The organism is Paenibacillus sp. FSL H7-0756, assembly GCF_038006765.1.
GTDB lineage: Bacteria > Bacillota > Bacilli > Paenibacillales > Paenibacillaceae > Paenibacillus_AQ.
On the sequence record NZ_JBBOVT010000001.1, the window covers coordinates 1,574,707 to 1,591,227 of the forward strand.

General features: G+C 45.6%; 14 protein-coding genes. All 14 read left to right on the top strand.

Translation table 11 applies throughout. The features are described 5' to 3' along the window. Positions 1-18: 18 nt before the first annotated feature. The 14 genes from NST04_RS06950 to pcrA all read left to right on the top strand — a co-directional run bounded on the left by NST04_RS06950 (position 19) and on the right by pcrA (position 16,515). A complete protein-coding gene (locus tag NST04_RS06950) occupies positions 19-441 on the top strand; it encodes a GtrA family protein (RefSeq protein ID WP_341183700.1) in 423 nt (140 codons plus the stop codon). Next, positions 438-2,669, top strand: a complete 2,232-nt coding sequence (locus NST04_RS06955; RefSeq protein ID WP_341183701.1) for a DUF6311 domain-containing protein — start codon at positions 438-440, stop codon at positions 2,667-2,669. The genes NST04_RS06950 and NST04_RS06955 overlap by 4 nt, the downstream gene beginning before the upstream one ends. A 162-nt stretch (positions 2,670-2,831) precedes the next feature. Beyond that, positions 2,832-3,812, top strand: coding sequence for a glycosyltransferase family 2 protein (locus tag NST04_RS06960; protein WP_341183702.1), 981 nt, complete (start codon positions 2,832-2,834; stop codon positions 3,810-3,812). 45 nt (positions 3,813-3,857) lie between these two features. Next, the gene (locus NST04_RS06965; protein ID WP_341183703.1) at positions 3,858-4,601 is read left to right on the top strand and encodes a sugar phosphate nucleotidyltransferase; all 744 of its coding nucleotides are present in this window, start codon (positions 3,858-3,860) and stop codon (positions 4,599-4,601) included. A 20-nt stretch (positions 4,602-4,621) separates the two neighbouring features. After that, on the top strand, positions 4,622-5,173 hold the full coding sequence (rfbC, locus tag NST04_RS06970) for a dTDP-4-dehydrorhamnose 3,5-epimerase (RefSeq protein ID WP_341185199.1): 552 nt from the start codon (positions 4,622-4,624) through the stop codon (positions 5,171-5,173). A gap of 50 nt (positions 5,174-5,223) precedes the next feature. Continuing rightward, the gene (rfbB, locus tag NST04_RS06975) at positions 5,224-6,246 is read left to right on the top strand and encodes a dTDP-glucose 4,6-dehydratase (protein WP_341183704.1); all 1,023 of its coding nucleotides are present in this window, start codon (positions 5,224-5,226) and stop codon (positions 6,244-6,246) included. 8 nt (positions 6,247-6,254) lie between these two features. Continuing rightward, a complete protein-coding gene (gene rfbD / locus NST04_RS06980) occupies positions 6,255-7,115 on the top strand; it encodes a dTDP-4-dehydrorhamnose reductase (protein WP_341185200.1) in 861 nt (286 codons plus the stop codon). 148 nt (positions 7,116-7,263) lie between these two features. Beyond that, positions 7,264-8,322: a glycosyltransferase family 2 protein gene (locus NST04_RS06985; RefSeq protein WP_341183705.1), complete on the top strand. Its 1,059-nt coding sequence runs from the start codon at positions 7,264-7,266 to the stop codon at positions 8,320-8,322. Positions 8,323-8,462: 140 nt separating this feature from the next. After that, positions 8,463-9,518, top strand: a complete 1,056-nt coding sequence (locus tag NST04_RS06990; RefSeq protein ID WP_341183706.1) for a transposase — start codon at positions 8,463-8,465, stop codon at positions 9,516-9,518. 151 nt (positions 9,519-9,669) lie between these two features. Further along, positions 9,670-10,623 (top strand): glycosyltransferase family 2 protein, encoded by a 954-nt coding sequence (locus NST04_RS06995; protein ID WP_340980491.1) that lies wholly within the window; start codon positions 9,670-9,672, stop codon positions 10,621-10,623. Continuing rightward, complete coding sequence (locus NST04_RS07000; RefSeq protein WP_036721088.1) at positions 10,620-12,020, top strand: undecaprenyl-phosphate glucose phosphotransferase; 1,401 nt, start codon at positions 10,620-10,622, stop codon at positions 12,018-12,020. Before NST04_RS06995 ends, NST04_RS07000 begins: the two co-directional genes overlap by 4 nt. Positions 12,021-12,140: 120 nt before the next feature. After that, on the top strand, positions 12,141-13,007 hold the full coding sequence (locus NST04_RS07005; RefSeq protein ID WP_341183707.1) for a phosphatidylinositol-specific phospholipase C/glycerophosphodiester phosphodiesterase family protein: 867 nt from the start codon (positions 12,141-12,143) through the stop codon (positions 13,005-13,007). Positions 13,008-13,173: 166 nt separating this feature from the next. Further along, complete coding sequence (locus NST04_RS07010; protein ID WP_341185201.1) at positions 13,174-13,881, top strand: heptaprenylglyceryl phosphate synthase; 708 nt, start codon at positions 13,174-13,176, stop codon at positions 13,879-13,881. 264 nt (positions 13,882-14,145) lie between these two features. Further along, a complete protein-coding gene (gene pcrA / locus NST04_RS07015) occupies positions 14,146-16,515 on the top strand; it encodes a DNA helicase PcrA (RefSeq protein ID WP_341183708.1) in 2,370 nt (789 codons plus the stop codon). Positions 16,516-16,521 lie beyond the last annotated feature (6 nt).

Genomic DNA, 16,521 nt, shown 5'->3' on the forward strand with positions numbered 1-16,521 from the left:
TTGAGTTGGGAGTATAGAATGGATAAGGTAAAATTGTACACCTTCTTAAGATATATAATCGTTGGTGTTATAAATACTATTGTTGGACTATCAACTGTTCTTTTATTATTTAACATATTAAAATTAAATTATTTAATTTCTATTTCCTTGGGTAATTTAATTGGTGTTATAGTAAGCTTTTTTCTAAATAAAAGCTTCACATTCAATTACACAGGCAGTAACAAGGAAAGTCTAACGAAATTTGTATTAGTTTCTTTATTTTCATTTATAGTTGCTTATTCACTAGGTTTTTATGTTGAAAAGTACTTAGAGCATTATGTTAGTAATTTATGGTTAGAAAAGAACTTGAGTATTTTTATTTCCTCAGGATTCTATACTATATTGGGTTTTTTTGGTCATAAAAAAATAACTTTTCAATCAAAATCCTTGGAGGAAATATGAATTTTAATATGTTATATAAAAAAAGGGTGTTTTCCGCTCTTATTGTATTATTTATGGTTCTAGTATTTAGTTTGAAGTATGGGGCAATATATACATCTCTCGGCCTTGCCTTATTAATAAGTACTTTTTTTGTTTTTTTTAAAGAAGATTTTCTAGAAAAAAGATGGTTTGAATCTATCGGAGTTATAATTAGTGGCGGATTAGGAGCAATTTTTTTTCTGACTGTTTTAAGTCCAAAAGTATTAAATACCTCAGCCCTTAACTGGCTTCTAACTAAAGTTGACCCTGCGCAGCACTTTCTGGGATGGCACTTTTTTAGAAATGATCCATGGACCTTTCCACCATCAGTTATAAGCTCATTAAATACTCCCATTGGAACTACTATTACTTTTATGGACTCTGTGCCCCTTTTTGCTTTTCCATTTAAGATGGTAAATGGGCTTCTTCCAGAAAATTTTCAATATTTAGGTATTTGGATTTTGACCTGTTATGTTCTTCAGGGAGTTTTTAGCCTACTACTGATGAAGAATTTAACCAAAAACATATCATTACAAATACTTGGAACAATGTTTTTTATTATGAGTCCAATAATGTTAATGCGCGCGTATGGGCATGAAGCGTTAATGGGCCACTGGATAATTTTGGCTTCTTTATATCTTTTTGGATCATTTTATAAGCATCGGAAATGGCTTTTATTATTGTTTATTAGCCTGTTAATACATCCATATCTATTTATTATGTGTTTCTTAATTTTTGTAATAAAAGTATTAGAAATGCTATTTACCAAAGTAATAAATTTGAGAATGACGTTTTTATACTTTTTCTCTGCAGGGATTCTTATTTTAACTACGCTTTGGTTAATAGGATACTTTTATTTAGGTTCATCGGGATCAATGTATGGTTTTGGTATTTATTCAATGAATCTCAATTCGTTATTTAATCCTTTAGGGTGGTCACATTATTTTCTGAAAGATCAACTAACAGTAACACCTGAACAATCTGAAGGTTTTAATTATCTGGGAATTGGAGTTTTAATCCTGCTAATTTGCTCAATTTATATAACTCTTACTAAAGGGAAAATAAGTATTAGAGGGAAAAAGGGTTTAATAGGTTTAGCGATAATATTTACAATAATTTCATTAAGTAACGTTATAACCTTTTCGGGTAGAACATTATTTGTTATCCCATTACCTGAAGCAGTATTAAAACTATGCGGTATAATAAGAGCAACTGGAAGGTTTTTCTGGCCAGTATATTATTTGTTGATTATATTTATATTGTCTTCATTATTAAAAACAATGAGAACTAGGGGAGCATTGATTTTTCTAGCTTTAGCATTATCAATTCAATTTGCAGATCTTACGGGGAAATTCAATGAATTTCATACAATGTATTCCAGTGAGGTAACATGGGAAAGTCCTTTGAAAGATGATGTATGGAAGAAGTTGAACAACGATAGGTATAAGAATATTATCTTTGTTCCTGCAGAGGTCAGCAAAGATTATGTTGCTTTCTCAATGCTTGCGGCAAAAAAAAATATGACGATAAATGCTGTTTATACTGCAAGGGAAGACTTTAAAAAGAAAGAAGCGTATAATGAAAAATTAATGGACAATCTTAAAAAAGGTATTTGGGAATCTAATAGTATATATATAATTAATGATTCTTTAGTCAAACAATCTTTTCAAATTAAAAAAGACAATGATTTATTTTTATCAGTTGATGGTTATAATTTATACATTCCGAATGGAGCACTAGACCCACAACTTAACAACTTGAATATGGATTTATATAGCTTTAAATATAAAGTTGGAACTGTTGTAGAATTTGGTGCAGGTGGAAATTCAAGTCTATTTAAAGGTGCAGGTTGGAGCTTAACTGAAGAAAAAAGTACATGGACTGAAGGAAAGCAATCTGATTTAGAATTTATTCTGAATAAGCCTGAAACAGATCTAGTATTCTCAATAAAAATGTCGCCACTTATTGGAGGAGACATAAAAGAACAAAAATTAATTGTGTATGCAAATAATCATAAAATTAAAGAGATAAGTATTAAGGATAATGATATATATCGATTTGATATTCCTAAAAGTATTATTACTAATCAACTTAAAATTGTAATGGTAATACCTAATGCGTCGTCTCCTCAAAGTTTAAATATGAGTGAAGACCAAAGAATATTAGGAGTTGCTGTTGAAAATTTAAGGATTGATTCTGTGGAAAAATAGAATATAGACTTTTTGTTTTTTATTTCATAATAAGCTGTTTGTATAATTAATATATCAACTCTTAGATGATTAAATTGATTTAGATAGTAATTAGTATTTTGCTAATAAAACTAGAAGTAAAAGTCTTATATTCTAAAATGCTTTTAAAAGAGAGGTATAATTATGCAAGCAAATAGCTTTAATCTATCAATTATAGTCCCAATGTATAACGAAGGGGAGAATGTCACTCTTTTTTATGAGAAAATCACTGAGGTTTTGGAGAGTAATAATTATACCTACGATATAATATGCATAAATGATGGAAGCAAGGATGACACAATGGAGCGTCTTCGTCTCCTGTCAAAGATTGATACTCGTGTTAAAGTTATTAACTTATCTAGGAACTTTGGTAAAGAAATTGCAATGTCTGCAGGGTTGAATTATTCAAAGGCGGATATTGTGATACCTATTGATGCTGATCTACAAGATCCCCCCGAAGTAATACCATTACTAATTGAGAAATGGAAAGAAGGGTATGATGTAGTTTATGCTACTCGTCTGAAAAGAGATGGGGAAACGTGGTTGAAAAAGGCTACTGCACATACCTTCTATAGAGTTATGGGGAAAATGACAAGGTTTGAGATTCCAGCAGATACTGGTGATTTTCGATTAATGACAAAGCAAGTGGTTGAAGCATTGAATCAACTTCCTGAGCAACACAGATTCATGAAAGGATTATTTAGTTGGGTTGGTTTTAAACAAACAAGTATAACTTATTATAGAGAAGCAAGATATGCAGGGAAAAGTAGTTTTAATTATTGGAAACTCTGGAATTTTGCAATTGAAGGAATTACCTCTTTTTCATTTGCACCATTACAAATAGCTACTTATCTAGGTCTTATTATTGCTGTTATGGCATTAGTCTATGCCTCCTATCTAGTTATAGCTACTGTAACTTTAGGTAACCCTGTGCCAGGTTATCCTTCTCTGATGGTTGCCATTCTGTTTTTTGGTGGGGTGCAATTGGTTACTTTGGGTGTTATAGGTGAGTATATTGGTAGAATTTATAATGAGTCTAAGCGTAGACCATTATATTTAGTAAAAGAAGAATTGAATTTGGATAATGAACCAAAATCAATTCAGTTAAAAGTACTCAATAAATAATTGTTTCAGATTAGGAACATTATGGTGTCAGGGGGATAGTATTCTATGAAAGGCATAATCCTAGCCGGAGGCACAGGCTCCCGCCTGTATCCCTTAACCAAAGTAACCAATAAGCACCTGCTCCCTGTTGGTAAATATCCTATGATCTTTCACTCCATCTATAAGCTCAAGCAGGCTGGTATACATGACATCCTGATTGTAACTGGTAAGGAGCACATGGGTGATGTGGTGAACTTGTTAGGAAGCGGTACTACTATGAATGTCTCATTTACGTACAAAGTCCAAGACGAAGCAGGCGGCATCGCACAGGCCCTTGGGTTGGCGGAGCAATTCGTCGGGCAAGAGCAGAGCGTTGTTATTCTTGGTGACAATGTATTTGAAGACGACATTACTCCATACATCCAGAACTTTCGTACGCAAGGAAAAGGAGCGAAAATCCTTATCCAAAAGGTTCCAGATCCCCAGCGTTTCGGTGTTCCTGAGCTGCAAGAGGGTAAGATTCTTTCAATCGAAGAGAAGCCGCAGGCTCCAAAGAGCAGTTATGCGGTCACCGGCATATACATGTTTGATAGTCAGGTTTTTCAAATTATTAAGACACTGACTCCTTCCGGTCGCGGTGAACTTGAAATAACTGATGTAAATAATGCATACATTATGAAGAATCAGCTTACCTATGATGTTCTGAATGGCTGGTGGACTGACGCGGGTACCCATGCATCGTTGGCTAGAGCAAATGAGCTGGCGCAGAATATTATTTTTGATGAAGCGTTTGGTAAGCTGAAACTTTAGATATGAGGAGGAGCTCCATTATGAATGTCACTCCTTTAAAACTTCAAGGCGCGAGCCTACTCGAACCGGTTGTCCATGGCGACAACCGGGGTTTTTTTATGGAGAGCTATAACGAAGAAATCATGCATAAAGCTGGGGTTAACTTTAACTTCATTCAAGACAATCAATCTCTCTCAGCAGAGGTTGGCGTACTCCGCGGGCTGCACTACCAGTTAAACCCTAAGGCACAGACGAAGCTTATTCGTGTGCTAAGTGGTGCGATCTATGATGTCATCCTGGATGTACGCCGCAATTCTTCTACCTTCGGGCAATGGGTCGGGGTCATTCTCAGCGAATACAACAAGCGTCAACTACTCGTGCCTAGGGGGTTCGCCCACGGATTCTGCACGCTCGTACCCAACACCCAAGTACTATACAAAGTGGACGAATATTATTCCCCTGAGCATGACCGTGGCATACTATGGAATGATCCGGCGCTGGGGATTGACTGGCCGGCTACGAATCCGGTGTTGTCCGACAAAGACCGGCGTCTTCCACTTCTCAAGGATGCAGAACTGAACTTTGAGTTGTAAGCTACGCTACAGCGTTTCAATTATCATTACTACTAAAAGGTGGTCAACAAATGAAACTCCTAATCACCGGCGGAGCCGGCTTTATCGGCAGCAACTTCGTAATCTACATGCTGCAGCAACACCCAGATTATCAGATCGTCAATGTGGATGCGTTGACGTATGCGGGGAATCTGGAGAACTTGAAATCTGTTGAGTATCATCCGAACTATACGTTTGTGAAGGCGGATATTACCGATGTAGCGGCGATGGATAAGCTAATCGGTGACGGTGTAGACGTGGTGGTTAACTTTGCGGCGGAGTCGCATGTGGACCGGAGTATTTTGGAGCCGGAAGTGTTTGTGAAGACGAATGTGCTGGGTACTCAAGTGCTGCTGGATGCGGCTAAGAAATATAGTGTGACTAAGTTCGTTCAAGTGTCCACGGATGAGGTCTATGGATCGCTTGGTGCTACAGATCTGTTCACGGAAGAAACACCGCTGACGCCGAACAGCCCGTATTCTGCAAGTAAAGCAGGCGGAGATTTACTGGTGCGTGCCTATCACGAAACCTTTGGGTTGCCGGTGAACATTACCCGTTGCTCGAATAACTACGGTCCTTATCAGTTCCCGGAGAAGCTGATTCCGCTAATGATCTCGCGTGCGCTGGCAGATCAGGCTTTGCCTGTGTATGGAGACGGAATGAATATCCGTGACTGGCTGTATGTTGAGGATCACTGCAGCGCAATTGATCTGGTTATCCATGAAGGTGTGAATGGTGAGGTATATAACATTGGGGGCAACAATGAGCGGACGAATGTGCATATCGTGAATACGGTGCTTCAAGAGCTCGGTAAGCCGGATTCGCTGATTTCGTATGTTCAGGATCGTCCCGGGCATGACCGCCGTTATGGGATTGATCCAACGAAGATTACGAATGAGTTGGGTTGGAAGCCTAAGCACACATTCGAAACCGGCATTAAGGAAACTATTCAGTGGTATCTGAATAACAAGGAATGGTGGACCCGCATTCAGTCTGGCGAATACCAGAAATATGCCGCACTCCAGTACGGTACCCGTCTTGGGGATTCTCTGTAATGGCGAAGATGAAGGTGTTTGTCACAGGCTCTGGCGGGCAACTTGGGCAGGATCTTATGCTTTTGCTTCAAGGGCAGGGGTATGAGGTGCTGGGCTGTGACCGTCAGGAGATGGATATTACCGATCTGGACCAGTGCCAAGAGACGATTGGTGCGTTCGCTCCCGACGCGGTCATTCATTGTGCGGCTCATACGGCTGTGGATGCAGCTGAGACTGATGTGGATGCAGCGTACCTTATTAATGCCACAGGAAGCCGGAATGTGGCGCTCGCTGCTGAGAAGGCAGGGGCTAAGCTGGTCTATATCAGCACGGATTATGTGTTCGATGGCATGGGAGAACAGCCTTACCATGAATATGATAATACCGATCCTAAGAGTATCTACGGGAAGTCCAAGCGTGCTGGAGAGGTATTGGTCCAGTCGTTATCCTCCAAGTATTTCATCGTACGCACCTCATGGGTCTACGGCAAATATGGTAATAATTTTGTCAAAACGATGCTGAAGCTGGGACAGGAAAAGCCGCTGCTGCAGGTTGTCGACGACCAAAAAGGTTCGCCTACCTACACTGTGGACTTGGCCAGATTCTTGCTGGAGCTGATCCAGACGGAAAAGTATGGAGTCTACCATGCCTCGAACAGTGATTCCTGCACATGGTATGAGTTCACTCAGGCGATCTTCGCTGAAGCTGAAGAATTACTCGGTCTAAAGTTCACGGCGAAGCTTGAGCCTTGTGCTACGGAGCAGTTCCCCCGTCCAGCGCCGCGCCCGCGTAACTCGGTGATGGAGCATTTGGCGATCCGTACCAACGGGTTCCGGGATATCCGTCCATGGCGTGAAGGGCTGAGAGACTTTTTGCTGGAGCTGAAGTAGTTACAGGATATGTTAAAGAACCCCTAATCCATCTTAATGGTTAGGGGGTTCTTGTATTGAGCAACCTTCCATAGCCCGGCACCTCTCTTTTCGTTATAATGGGGAGTAACAGGCTCAAACAATGAATATATGGAATTCGAGGTACCCCATGAAACTTAAAACGGTTAGTGTGCATATTGTTACTTATAACAGCGCAGATGATATTGCGGAATGCTTGTCGGCTGTGCTCAATCAGGATTATCCGGTCAAAAAGATTGTGGTGGTGGATAATGCGTCCGCGGATGGATCGGCGGAGAAGGTTAGGGCGTTCTATCATGAGCTTACTCAGGGATCAGCGCGTATGCGTATCGATCCGTTACACTCCGTAGACGCAGCAGTAATCTCATCACGTACCACAGCTTCAGCCAACTATGCAGGAAGTTCGGAGAGCCCTTCTATCCCTAACCTAGTCCTTCTGGAAAATGAACATAACACCGGCTTCGCCCCCGCACACAATCAGGCGATTGCCGGGACTACGACGGATTATGTGCTGGTGTTGAACCCGGACCTTACGCTGGCCCCGGACTATATCTCCAAGCTGGTCGCCAGGATGGAGGCTGATCCACGGATCGGGAGTGCCACAGGCAAGCTGCTGCTGAAGGCGGACCATTCGCTCGTGGATAGTACCGGACTGCGGATGAATAAGGCGCGGCGGGCGTTTGATCGTGGAGCGGGAGAGCCTGCTGACCAGTGGAATGAGTCTGGTGAAGTATTCGGTGTCTCCGGTGCAGCGGCGATGTACGCGCGGCGGATGATTGAGGATATCAGCGTGGAGGGGGAGTTTTTCGACGCGGATTTTTTTGCGTATAAGGAAGATGTGGATGTGGCTTGGCGTGCGGAATTGTTCGGCTGGAAGGCCTACTATGATGCGGAAGCGATAGGCTACCATGAGCGGGGGTGGAAGACGTCGGGCCGGAGCGGCAAGGCGATGTTCATCAAGCGGATTTCCTACATTAATCGGTATAAAATGATATACAAGAACGAGCCCTCCCGCACGCTGCTGATTACTCTGTTAAATTCTCTTCCTTATGAGATTGCCGCACACGGCTACTCCCTATTGAAGGAGCCAAAGCTGCTGGGAGCCTGGAGATCCTTTTTCGCACAGAGAGCTGCCCTTAAGCGCAAGCGCCGATATATTCAGGAGAGGGTCAAGCGCAAACAAGGTTGATATAAATCATACTAAGTATGTAAAAAAAACCTAAACAGGCTCCGCCTATCGATGTGCCTTTCATGTTATAATAATTGTCGATAGATTATAAGCTTTTTGAAATATTACGTCGAACAATAACATGATGGGAGGAGAGGACCTTGCAGTCAGTCACCATAAAGATTAGATTCTTTCCAAATAGCTCCATCGAATTGAAAACCTTGAGTAAAGAATATATTCGAGTTATAAATTTATTAACTGAACAAGCAGAGCAAGAAGGGGCATTCCCAAAGCTCACGACAAAACATGTAGAAGCTACACTTCCTTCTGCTGTGATTAATCAAGCTATTCGTGATGCTAAGAGCATATTCAAGAAAGTAAAGAAAGACAGGAAGCGCCCAATTTTAAAGAAGCCAACCTATTATATCAACAATCAAAACTATTCCATTAGGGATTCTTCCATTGCTTTTCCAATAATTATAAATAATATAGTGAAGAAGACAGTTTTTCCTGCTGTTTTGACAGAAAGGGATAAGAAGTACCTTCAACATGCAAAATGTGGTCTAATGAGAATTGTTGAAAAATCAGGAAAGTGGTTTGCGCAGGTTTCACTTGAAGTTCCCACAGAGATAACAACAGGCGAACATGTAATGGGTGTCGATTTGGGGTTGAAGGTCCCTGCCGTGGCAGTTACTAGCGGAGGAAAGACAGTTTTTTTTGGGAATGGTAGAGAGAATAAATATAGGAAACGCAAGTTTCGTAGTGTGAGAAAAGTATTAGGACAGAAGAAAAAACTACATGCAATTCGTAGACTTGATAATAAAGAACAAAGATGGATGAAAGATAAAGACCACAAAGCAAGTAGGCAAATTATCAATTTTGCCATCAAGAATCAAGTGTCTGTCATCCACTTAGAGAAGTTAACGAATATCAGGAAAACGACAAGAACAAGTCGTAAAAACGAAAAAAACTTGCATACATGGTCATTCTATCGCTTAGCACAATTTATTGAGTACAAAGCAAATATGGCTGGAATAAAAGTGGAATACGTAGATCCTGCGTATACATCTCAAAAATGTCCTTCTTGCTCTGCACTAAATAAAGCGACAGATAGAAAATATTCATGCCTATGCGGGTTTCACACACATCGTGATAAAGTCGGTGCAATGAATATCATTCACGCGCCTGTGATTGGTGGTAATAGCCGATCAGCCTAAGATGCTAAACGCACTGTCTTAGGAGGGCTAACGACATAGCCTCACCTTAAGGTCATACTCCGATAGTAGAAATACACTTCGGTTTAATCACTTAAGAATCCCAATATTTAAACTTCGGGAATGTCAATATATTTGTCAGGAGAGTATAGCAGTGAATGTAGATGTTAGTATATTGATTCTAAATTACAACACATGCCGCCTGACGATGGATTGTCTGAGGTCGGTGTATGATTCGGAGACAAGGTATTCCTATGAAATTATTCTAGTAGATAATAACTCCCAGGATAACTCGGTGGAGATGATAAGCAAGGAGTTCCCGGAGGTGCTGTTAATCGCCAATTCGGAGAATGTAGGCTTTGCCAAGGGGAATAACCAGGGGATGGAGGTCGCTTCCGGGCGTTATGTGCTGCTGCTCAATTCGGATACAGTGATCCGTAAGGATACGCTGGAGACCATGCTTGCGTTCATGGATAGCCGTCCGGATCTTGGCGCGTCCGGGTGTAAGGTGATTCTGCCGGATGGGTCGCTGGATAAGGCCTGCCGGAGAGGGTTTCCGACACCGTCTGCGTCCTTTTATTATGCCTTTGGCTTCAGCAAGCTGTTCCCGGACCGTCCGAAGTTTAACGGCTATCAGCTCGGTTATCTGGACCCGGACGATGAATATCCGGTAGATTGTCTGGTTGGAGCGTTCATGCTGCTGCGGCGGGAGACGATTGAGCAGGTGGGCGGGCTGGATGAGACCTTTTTCATGTATGGAGAGGATCTGGATTGGTGTTACCGGATCAAGGAAGCGGGCTGGGGGATTTATTATTATCCGCAGACGTCCATCGTACATCTGAAGGGTGGCAGCGCGCGCCGCAGACCATTCAAGATTGTGTATGAGTTTCACCGGGCCATGATTTTATTTCATAAGAAGCATTATAGCAGCCGCTACAACAGTATGATAAATGGAGCGGTCTATGCGGGCGTCGGCGTTAAGTTCACTCTGTCGCTGCTGCGCAACGCATTGATTGCCCCTCGTAAGGTACCTACACCCGCACAGAGTTTGAATGTTCCCGGGGAAGCCGGTATCCGCAATGAATCGAAGGCTGAGGTGAGATTATGATTCGCCGGAATCAAAAGTTTTTGACCCAACTATATATGGTAGCCGACTTTATCGTGATCCAGTTGTCCTTCCTTGCGGCCTGGTGGCTGAAGTTCAAGAGCGGCTTACTGGAATCCTACCGGACGCTGCCTATAGAATCCTATGGGTACTGGAGTATTATCTATGGGGCCATAGCCGTACTGATCGGTATTGTAGTGTCTCTATACTTGCCTAAGCGGAAGAAGCGGTTCATTGATGAATTCATCAAGATTTTTCAGGTTCATGCCATGGGCATCTTTATCCTGCTGGGCCTGATGTTCTTCCTGAGGGAGATTGATATCTCCCGGCAATACCTGGCGATCTACATGGGCTTCAATATTCTATCCATTATGCTGTACCGTTATGTGCTGAAGAAGATGCTGAAGTCACTGCGTGAAAAAGGCTTCAACCGCCAGTTCGTTCTGATTCTTGGTGCAGGCACATTGGGTAAAAGATTCTATAACAACCTGGAGCAGTATCCGGAGCTGGGCTATGAGGCTATCGGGTTCCTGGATGACTTCCATCAGTGGGATGGCATTGAGGAGCAGCGGTATAAGCCGATTCTGGGTACAGTGGATCAGTTGGAGGCTATGCTGGAGATGCTTCCTGTCGATGAGGTGATTCTGGCGCTGCCGCTGGATGCCCACTCGAAATACCCGGCTATTATTGCAACTTGTGAGAAAGCCGGGATGCGGACGCTGATTATTCCCGATTTCTTCGATTACCTGCCGGCCCGTCCGTATTTCGATAACTTTGCCGGGATGCCGATGATTAATGTGCGCGATATTCCGCTGGATATGGCCGGGAACAAAATGGCAAAGCGTGCGTTTGATATTGTGTTCGCCTTGTTCGCCATTCTTATGCTGTCTCCGGTGATGCTGATTGTTGCGCTCGGAGTGCGTCTGACTTCACCGGGACCGGTGATTTTCAAGCAGGAGCGGGTGGGGCTGAACCGCCGTAATTTCATGATGTACAAGTTCCGTTCCATGAAAATGCAGACGGACGGTGAGGTGGACACAGGCTGGAGCACGAAGGAAGATCCGCGCCGGACCCGCTTTGGTACGTTTATCCGCCGAACGAGTCTGGATGAGCTGCCGCAATTCTTCAACGTGCTGTTCGGGCAGATGAGTGTGGTTGGTCCCCGGCCGGAGCGCCCTTATTTTGTAGAGCAGTTCCGCGGCGAGATTCCGAAGTATATGGTTAAGCATCATGTGCGGCCGGGGATTACCGGCTGGGCTCAGAGTAACGGTCTGCGCGGGGATACCTCGATTGAGGACCGGATCAAGCATGATATTTTCTATATCGAGAATTGGTCTCTGCTGTTCGATATCCGGATTATTGCCAAGACTATTCGTAATGGGTTTAAGAACGCTTATTAATACACGGTCTTATCTATATTCTATTCTCCGCTAAAAAACGGTTGCTGCCCCTTGAGGATGACACAGCCGTTTTTGCTTTTTTCAGCCGACTCTCTACTACTTGCAAAGGAGACTGCCATCATGAAGAGAACAAAGCTTATTGCTTCTATTACTATGATCGGGGCTGTTACACTTTTGCTTGTATTGATGCTTGGAGGAAAAGAAAAACAGCCAGCTACAGGCTTCGCGGCCCACAGAGTCATTGCCCATGCCATGGGCGGAATCAATGACAAGGCGTATACCAATACCAAGGACGCTTTTATTGCGAACTATGAGCAGGGGACCCGGATCTTTGAGGCGGACCTGCTGCTGACCAGTGATGAACAGCTGGTGGCCCGCCATGAATGGACTACGGGGATGAGCAAGAAGCTGGGGCAAGAGGAGGTACTGCCTCCTGACAAGCAGGGGGAGGTGCTGACTCACGATGAAGTGATGAACAGCCCGGTGCTGGAGCTCTACTCTCCGCTGGATATTGAGAAAATCGTCAACCTGATGGAGCTCTACCCGGACACGTATATTGTAACGGACACGAAGGAGCTGGAACCGGAGCAGGTAACGAAGCAATTTGAGCTGATTGTGGAAGCCGCCCGGAAGAAGGACCCTGCGCTGCTGGAGCGGATTGTTCCGCAGATTTACAGCCGGGAGATGCTGGAGGTTGTGAAGCAGGTGTACGCTTTTCCTGAGATCATCTTTACCTTATACCAGACAGAGGACAGCGACGAGGTGATCATTGAATTCGTCAAGCAGACTGGCGTGGATATCACCATGCCAACAACCAGGGCTACCAAGAGCTTCGTACGTAACTTGAAAAAAGCAGGCGCCAGGGTCTATGTGCATACCGTAAACGATGAGCAGGAAATTGTGGAGCTCTCCCGGATAGGCGTCTACGGATTCTACACTGATTTTGTCCCGGAAAATGATTTGAACCGGATCAAGGGTCTCCGCTGATTGAGGAGAAGGCTAAGGCAAATATGCGAAAAAATGTTCGCATTTTGTTCTCTTTTAAATTGACACCCCCCTTCGTGCTGACTTAGACTAGAGATACGGATTTTGCGTGCGCAGGAGTGTGTATATTCACTTAGATGAACAATGAGGATGGGCAAAGATGAACGAGATGCGGCAAATGATCAGGCCGTGGCGGCATGTATTCAAGCTGGACCCGGACCGTGTGCTTGGTGATAAGGAGCTGGCCGCTGTCTGCCAGTCGGGAACCGATGCGATACTCGTAGGCGGCTCTACCGGCGTGACTTATGAGAATACAGTGAGTCTGCTTGAGAGAATCCGGCAGTATGATCTGCCTTGTGCACTGGAAATCTCGGATCTGGAGGCCGCTGTGCCCGGTTTTGACCTGTATATGATTCCCATGGTGCTCAACACTGACGATACTTCATGGATTCTCGGCCATCACCGCCGGGCCATTGAACGCTTCGGCAGTCTGATCCCATGGGAATTGCTGCTGACAGAGGGCTATATTGTGCTGAACAGCGATTCCTCGGTAGCACGCCTGACCGGTGCGGACTGTTCGCTGGATGCGGCTGGTGCGGGAGCTTATGCGCAGATTGCAGACAAGCTGATGAACCTGCCGGTGGTCTATCTTGAATATAGCGGACGCTATGGAGATCTGGAGATTGTGCGCGAGGTCAGGGAAGTGGTTGAGCACAGCCAGCTTTTCTATGGAGGCGGAATTACAGGTGCAGAGGAAGCCATGCATGTAGCCGCGCTATGTGATACAGTAGTGGTCGGCAATATTATTTATAGTAATGTGGAACAAGCGCTGTTGACGGTCCAGGCTGTACGGGATACCCCGCAGATGGACTGGTAGAATTGATAGATCTTTAGCGTATACAAGAAGCACTGAAGAAATTAACGAAAAGCAAAAAGAAGCGGAGGGGAAATTTGGAACTGTAGGAGCGATAGCGACCGCCTTTGTCAACGGATTTCAACCGCGAAGAGCGGATAAATCAAGGAAATCAGGTGACAACAGCGGCCGGAAGTCCAAATGTTCACCGCAGTGACGACCAAGCTTAGAGTTCAAACCTTAAGTGCCTCTTGATATAGCTTAAATTCAGAAAGGAGCATGTAACACATGCAACTTGTTAACATACAAGACGCCGTAAGCCGTCTGAATCCCCCGCAGCGTCAGGCTGTAGAAGCAACTGAAGGCCCCCTGCTCATCATGGCTGGCGCAGGCAGCGGCAAGACCCGCGTGCTGACCCACCGGATTGCCTGGCTGATCGCGAACCGCAAGGCACCGCCTTGGGCGATTCTGGCGATTACGTTTACGAATAAGGCTGCCCGGGAGATGCAGGATCGTGTCTCCAAGCTGGTGGGGCCGGAGGGCCGGGATATCTGGGTATCCACTTTTCACTCCATGTGTGTGCGGATTCTGCGGAAGGATATTGATCAGATAGGCTTCACCTCGAATTTCTCCATTCTGGATTCGACTGACCAGTTGTCTGTCATCCGCAACTGTATGAAGGATCTGGACATTGATACCAAGAAGTTCGAGCCGAAGGCCATCCAGGCCGTCATTAGCACGAACAAGAATGAGCTGATTACACCGGCGCAGTATGAGCAGAAGGCTGGCGATTATTTTGAAGGCCTGGTAGCTAAGGTATACACCAAATACCAGCACCGGCTGAGAAGCAACAACTCTCTGGATTTCGATGACCTGATTATGAAGACGATCGAGCTGTTCAAGGAGAAGCCGGATGTACTGGATTTCTATCAGAAGAAGTTCAAGTATATTCATGTCGATGAGTATCAGGATACGAACCGGGCGCAGTACATGCTCTGCCGGATGCTGGCTGAAGGCCACCACCGGATCTGCGTGGTCGGGGACAGTGACCAGTCGATCTACCGCTGGCGCGGGGCGGATATCTCGAACATCCTGAACTTCGAAGAGGATTACCCCGAAGCCCAGACGATTCTGCTGGAGCAGAATTACCGTTCCACCTCGAACATTCTGAATGCCGCCAACGGCGTGATTGCCCTCAATACGGGCCGCAAGCCGAAGAAGCTGTGGACCGACTCCGATGAAGGCGCGAAGATCAAGGTGTTCCGCGGTGACACCGAGCACGACGAAGGATATTTCGTCACCGGGGAGATCACCAAGAATGTGAAGCAGGGACAGGCTTACCAGAACCATGCGATTCTGTACCGTACAAACGCCCAGTCCCGTGTAATAGAAGAAATTCTGATCAAATCGGATATTCCCTACCAGATTGTCGGAGGGATCAAGTTCTATGACCGTAAAGAAATCAAGGATCTGCTGGCGTATCTCCGCCTGCTGTCTAATCCTGATGATGATATCAGTCTGACGCGAATTATTAATGTTCCTAAGCGCGGGCTGGGGGATACAACCGTTGGCAAGCTGGCGGCAGCGGCTGCTTCTCAGGGCGTCTCGATTTTCCGGGCGTTGCAGACAGTGGATGATCTAGGGTTCGCCGGACGGACCCGCAATACGCTGGTGGAATTCTACGATATGATCGAAGCCTTGCACCGGATGGTGGAATTCCTCTCGGTGACAGAGCTGACGGAGAAGATTTTGGAGTTGTCCCAGTACCGCCTTGAATTGCAGAATGAGAATACGCTGGAGTCCCGTTCACGCCTGGAGAACATTGACGAGTTCCTGTCTGTTACGATGGAATTCGAGAAGAATAATGAAGACAAGTCACTGGTCTCCTTCTTGACCGATCTGGCACTGATCGCGGACATCGACAGCGTGAACGATGATGAGGAACGCAGTGATGCGGTGGTGCTGATGACGATGCACAGCGCGAAGGGGCTGGAGTTCCCGACTGTCTTCATCATCGGGATGGAGGAAGGGGTGTTCCCGCACAGCCGTGCCTTCCAGGACAATGATGAACTGGAAGAAGAACGCCGGCTGGCGTATGTGGGCATTACCCGTGCGGAGAAGCAGCTGTTCCTCAGCTGCGCACGGATGCGCACGTTGTTCGGGCGGACGAACGCGAATGCGCCGTCCCGCTTCCTGGAGGAGATTCCGGAGGAGCTGAAGGAAGATACCGTCCGTGAATCGGACCGCTTCCGGCGCGGAGGCGCGGAGGCAGGCGGTGCCTATGGCGGCCGGGGCTTCGGCGGAAGCGGAGGCGGCCGGGGGAACTTCGGCAGCCGCACCGCTGCTGCCGGGAACGCGCCGGGAGGCGGCGGGTCCGCCAGCTTCGGCAGCGGCAGCTCGGCAAGCGCGGTACCTGGCGCGGGCCGTGTTGTGGTCACGACCGGAGGCGCGCAGCGCACGACGGGCGGGGCCGGGGCGGCTGCGGAGGCCGGAGGCTTCAAGGCGGGCGACAAGGTGTCCCACGGCAAATGGGGCATCGGCACCATTGTAGCCGTGAAGGGCAGCGGCAACGATACGGAGCTGCAGATTGCTTTCCCGGCCCCGGTAGGCGTCAAGCGCCTGCTGGCCGGCTTTGCGCCGATCACCAAAGTTGAATAAATCAAG

Bases quoted from the DNA above. Each gene is read 5' to 3' on its own strand.
- NST04_RS06950 (WP_341183700.1), top strand. From the start codon at position 19: ATGGATAAGGTAAAATTGTACACCTTCTTAAGATATATAATCGTTGGT.
- NST04_RS06955 (WP_341183701.1), top strand. From the start codon at position 438: ATGAATTTTAATATGTTATATAAAAAAAGGGTGTTTTCCGCTCTTATT.
- NST04_RS06960 (WP_341183702.1), top strand. From the start codon at position 2,832: ATGCAAGCAAATAGCTTTAATCTATCAATTATAGTCCCAATGTATAAC.
- NST04_RS06965 (WP_341183703.1), top strand. From the start codon at position 3,858: ATGAAAGGCATAATCCTAGCCGGAGGCACAGGCTCCCGCCTGTATCCC.
- rfbC (WP_341185199.1), top strand. From the start codon at position 4,622: ATGAATGTCACTCCTTTAAAACTTCAAGGCGCGAGCCTACTCGAACCG.
- rfbB (WP_341183704.1), top strand. From the start codon at position 5,224: ATGAAACTCCTAATCACCGGCGGAGCCGGCTTTATCGGCAGCAACTTC.
- rfbD (WP_341185200.1), top strand. From the start codon at position 6,255: ATGAAGGTGTTTGTCACAGGCTCTGGCGGGCAACTTGGGCAGGATCTT.
- NST04_RS06985 (WP_341183705.1), top strand. From the start codon at position 7,264: ATGAAACTTAAAACGGTTAGTGTGCATATTGTTACTTATAACAGCGCA.
- NST04_RS07000 (WP_036721088.1), top strand. From the start codon at position 10,620: ATGATTCGCCGGAATCAAAAGTTTTTGACCCAACTATATATGGTAGCC.
- NST04_RS07005 (WP_341183707.1), top strand. From the start codon at position 12,141: ATGAAGAGAACAAAGCTTATTGCTTCTATTACTATGATCGGGGCTGTT.
- NST04_RS07010 (WP_341185201.1), top strand. From the start codon at position 13,174: ATGCGGCAAATGATCAGGCCGTGGCGGCATGTATTCAAGCTGGACCCG.
- pcrA (WP_341183708.1), top strand. From the start codon at position 14,146: ATGCAACTTGTTAACATACAAGACGCCGTAAGCCGTCTGAATCCCCCG.